A 4,160-nucleotide genomic window follows, 5' to 3' on the forward strand; every position below is an offset into this window, starting at 1 on the left:
GTTTTCGTCTCGATTTTCAGGCCGGTCGTTTCCAGTATCGCCCGGCCCTGATGGCTTGGCCATTGCAAACTCCCGCCCGGTCCGAGCGCATCCGTTCGTCCGCTTCAAAGTCGCCGGCAACATAGTTAGAGGGTGGGTGCCCGTCAAGCCACGCGGACACCCTTCTAACTAAGTATTTTAGCTAGCAAATTCAGTGAGTTGGCGAAGTGCGACATCCTGCCCACGCCTTCAGTCGGCGATCACCTGCCGAATCCGCGCGCAATCGGGGACTCGCTTGACCCAGGGAGCCGGGTCTCGGGCTCGATCAGCTCCAGCCGCCGCCATAGGTGCGATAAAAGATGTGGAGGCCGATCTTGGTCATCTTCTTCATCCCGCGCGCCCAGCCCGGGTTGACGTAGTTGGCGTAATAATGGGTCGACGAGCCGACTTCCGGGATGAAGATCTTGCCGGCGGTCACCGCCATAGCGACATCCTGAGCGGTCTTGTAATGCGATGGGCTGGTGACGCGGTCCTTGATGCCGTCGCAAGCGAACGAGAACTGGCAGCGGTTGAACCAGCCGTCGTTCTGGTAGACGACGCCGCAGATGCTGTCGGGATAGGCCGGGTTGCGCACGCGGTTCAAGATGACCTGGGCGACAGCCGCCTGGCCGCGCAGCGATTCGCCGCGCGCTTCAAAATAGATGCCAGTGGCGAGGCATGTCTGCTCGGCCTTCGAAAACACACTGGCCGGCAACGGGCTTTCCAGCCACCAGTGGTCGCCCTTGCCCATCGGCGGGATGAAGCGGCCATTGGCTTGATCGTCGCCCCCCAACAGGGCCTCGAACGGCGAGGCCTTAGCGTAGTCGGGCTCCGCCGGCGCATAGGCGGTGGCGAGCACGTCGGCATTGTCGTTGGTGACCAGGGACGCCAGCATCGCCGGCACGCCAGGCGAAACGCGCGCCTTGGTTTCCTTGACGTGGAAAGCCGCTGCGATCTGGACTTCCTTGCCCTTGATTTCGGGCTTGGCGAAGGTCAGCTTGAGGCCGCTGTCGAGAGCCGGTTGAAGCAATGAACTGGTGCGCTCGAAAACCGAACCGGCGGTGAAATTCTTCGGCGGATTGACCCGCGAGACGTGGATGATGCGGCCCTTCTTGTCGACGCGCACGACGCGCTCTTCGTCAGGCACATCGGAGGCGCCGAATTTCTTGCCGCGGAACGAGACGGTGCCTACGCCGGCGATCTTGACGCCCGAGCCGGAGATCGGGCCGGTAATGATGCCGTCGACGAAAGGCATTTCGGCGGCATGGACCGAGCCGGCTGCCGACTTTTCGACATAAGAGCTCCAGCGCGTGCTCTGTCCCTCGAGGCCGGAGACGAGGCTGGTCATGTCCTGATAGGCGGCGACGGTGGGAAAGCCGAGCCAGATTCCGAGCCCGACGACGGCGGGCGCCAGGAACGAACGTCTACCCTCGCGGGCAGCAGCAAACCGCCGTTTCACAACTCGTCGATGCACGGGAACTCTCCAGGACGCAACACACCCTACTGGAGAGAAAAATGATGCATTAACCTTGATAGAGCGTTRACGCGCGCCCTTAGAGCGACGCGCGTCCTCTTGGACGCGCAAAAGACGCTCTAACGCCTTGAATTTGCGCGTCGTACTTTCCGAAAATCTGAACTGATTTTCGGGTCGATGCGGCGTTGCTGCAATGTGGCAAGGACCCGCATGATGCGAGCCCTTTGAACTTCTCAGCGTTTTTTCTTGGCGCGTCCGGCAAAGGGATTGTCGGAGGTGCGCAGCGCCATGCGGATCGGCACGCCGGGCATGTCGAAGGCCTCGCGCAGATTGTTGACGAGATAGCGCACGTAAGACTGCGGCATCGCATCGGGGCGCGAGCAGGACAAAACGAAGCCCGGGGGCCGCGTCTTTGCCTGGGTGATGTACTTGATCTTGAGGCGGCGGCCGGCGACGGCGGGCGGCGGATGATGGGCAAGGATGCCTTCGAGCCAGCGGTTGAGCTTGCCGGTCGACACGCGGCTGTTCCAGACCCGGTGGGTCTTCATCACCGCGTCCATCAGCTTGTCCAGACCGCGACCGGTCTCCGCCGACATCGGCACGGCCTGCAGGCCACGCGCCTGCGGCAACAGCCGCTCGGTCTTCTCGCGCAGTTCGGCGAGCGCTTCCTGCGGGTTGTCGATCAGGTCCCACTTGTTGAAGGCGATGACGGGTGCCCTGCCCTCGCGGATGATCAGGTCGGCGATCTGCAGATCCTGCTTTTCAAACGGGATCGTCGCGTCGAGCACGATGATGACGATCTCGGCAAAACGGATGGCGCGCAGGCCGTCCTGCACCGACAGCTTCTCGAGCTTTTCCTGGACCCTGGCCTTGCGGCGCATGCCAGCGGTGTCGAACATCTTGATGTTGCGGCCGTGCCACTCCCAGTCGACCGAAATCGAATCGCGGGTGATACCGGCTTCGGGCCCGGTCAAAAGGCGCTCTTCGCCGAGCAGCGTATTGATCAGCGTCGACTTGCCAGCATTCGGACGGCCAACAACCGCGATCCTGAGCGGCTTGGTCTCGTCATAGGCATGGACATCCTCGGCGTCGGGATCGGCGATATCCTCGCCAATCAGCACGTCGCTTTCGGCGATGTCGTCTGCGTCGTCCTCGTCATCGGCAAAGACACGTTCCCTGCCGAGTGCCTCGACAACGGCGTCGCGCAGGTCTGGCATGCCCTGGCCATGTTCGGCCGAGATCTGCACCGGCTCGCCGATACCGAGTTCCCATGCCTCGAGCGCACCGCCTTCGGCACCGCGCGCCTCGGCCTTGTTGGCGACGAGCACCACCGGCTTGCCTGAGCGGCGAACGATCTCGACGAAGGTGCGGTCGTCAGGGGTCAGGCCAGCCTTGGCGTCGACCATGAAGAAGATGAGATCGGCTTCGTGGATGGCGATCTCGGTCTGCGCCCGCATCCGACCCTGGAGGGTCGCAGCGGCCGCATCCTCGAAACCGGCCGTATCGATGACGTCGAAGACGAGGTCATAGAGCTTGGCCGGATGGACGCGGCGGTCGCGCGTCACGCCCGGCGTGTCGTCGACAAGGGCGATCTTCTTTCCAACCAGGCGGTTGAAAAGCGTGGATTTGCCAACGTTCGGTCGGCCGATTATGGCGATCTTGAAAGCCATCAGACCCGCATCACGACGCGTTGCCGGAACCGCGGATCAGTTCGGCCAGGAGGTTGGAGCGCTGACGCACGTTGCGCGGAGCGCCGTCGTCGGAGGAAATCTGCTCGAAAAGCTTCTGCGCATCCGTGAGCTTGCCGTCCTTCCAGGCTGCAAGGCCAAGTGCTTCGCGAGCCGAATGACGCAGCGGGTTGGTGTCGTTGGTCAGCGTCTCGACGCGGCTCGACACATCGGCATAAGAACCGTGGTCGACCAGAAGCAGAGCTGCGCGCAGGCGCGCGATGTCGCGGAGGACGCTCGGGATCGAGGTGTCGGCGGCCACTTCGTCGAAGCCGGCAATGGCGGCCTTGAAGTCACCCTTGTCAGCCTGGACGGTTGCCGCACGCATGCGAGCCAACAGCGGATAGGCACCGTAGCCGTCCTTTTCCAGTGCGTCGAAAGCGGCGAGCGCCTCGTCGGCCTTTCCGGAATTGGCGAGCGTGAGGGCCTGCGAGAACTGATCGCCGGACTGGTTGGCGCTTTTTTCGTGCCAATATTCCCAAGCGACGAACATGCCTGTGCCGATGACGACCAGCACGGCGACGACGATGGCTGCGGGGCCATAACGATCCCACAGGGCCTTCGCCCGTTCATGGCGAATTTCCTCGTTCACCTCACGAAAGAAACTGTCGTCCGACATACTATCCAACCACCTTCGCCCCTCGGGGCCCGTTCTGAGCCTGCGTTTTAACGGAATTTTGCCGGCATGGAAGGGGGCCGGGTGGAAATTCGGTGGGTGTGGGTTCCCCTCGCCCCGTTTACGGGGAGAGGGTGGCCCGGAGGGCCGGGTGAGGGGCAGCACTAAATATTGCAAGTTCGCGCCGCCCCTCATCCGCCTGCCGGCACCTTCTCCCCGTAAACGGGGCGAAGGAGCCAAGCTTATTCACCGCCACGCCCCGTTTCCGGTCTGGCTATTGCTCATGAAAAGTTCGGGAAGCGGGGCGCGAGGCCGTGCCTTCCGA

Annotated in this window: 3 protein-coding genes; all 3 read right to left on the reverse strand. The window is 62.8% G+C overall.

The window, feature by feature from the left end:
- Positions 1-304: 304 nt before the first annotated feature.
- Positions 305-1,492 (reverse strand): cell wall hydrolase, encoded by a 1,188-nt coding sequence (locus tag AC1DUU_RS24935; RefSeq protein ID WP_476786055.1) that lies wholly within the window; start codon positions 1,490-1,492, stop codon positions 305-307.
- Positions 1,493-1,725: 233 nt separating this feature from the next.
- The gene (gene der / locus AC1DUU_RS24940; RefSeq protein WP_476786056.1) at positions 1,726-3,162 is read right to left on the reverse strand and encodes a ribosome biogenesis GTPase Der; all 1,437 of its coding nucleotides are present in this window, start codon (positions 3,160-3,162) and stop codon (positions 1,726-1,728) included.
- A 10-nt stretch (positions 3,163-3,172) separates the two neighbouring features.
- The gene (locus AC1DUU_RS24945; protein WP_476786057.1) at positions 3,173-3,838 is read right to left on the reverse strand and encodes a tetratricopeptide repeat protein; all 666 of its coding nucleotides are present in this window, start codon (positions 3,836-3,838) and stop codon (positions 3,173-3,175) included.
- Positions 3,839-4,160: the final 322 nt, after the last annotated feature.

The organism is Aminobacter sp. P4_H6_2, assembly GCF_056400805.1.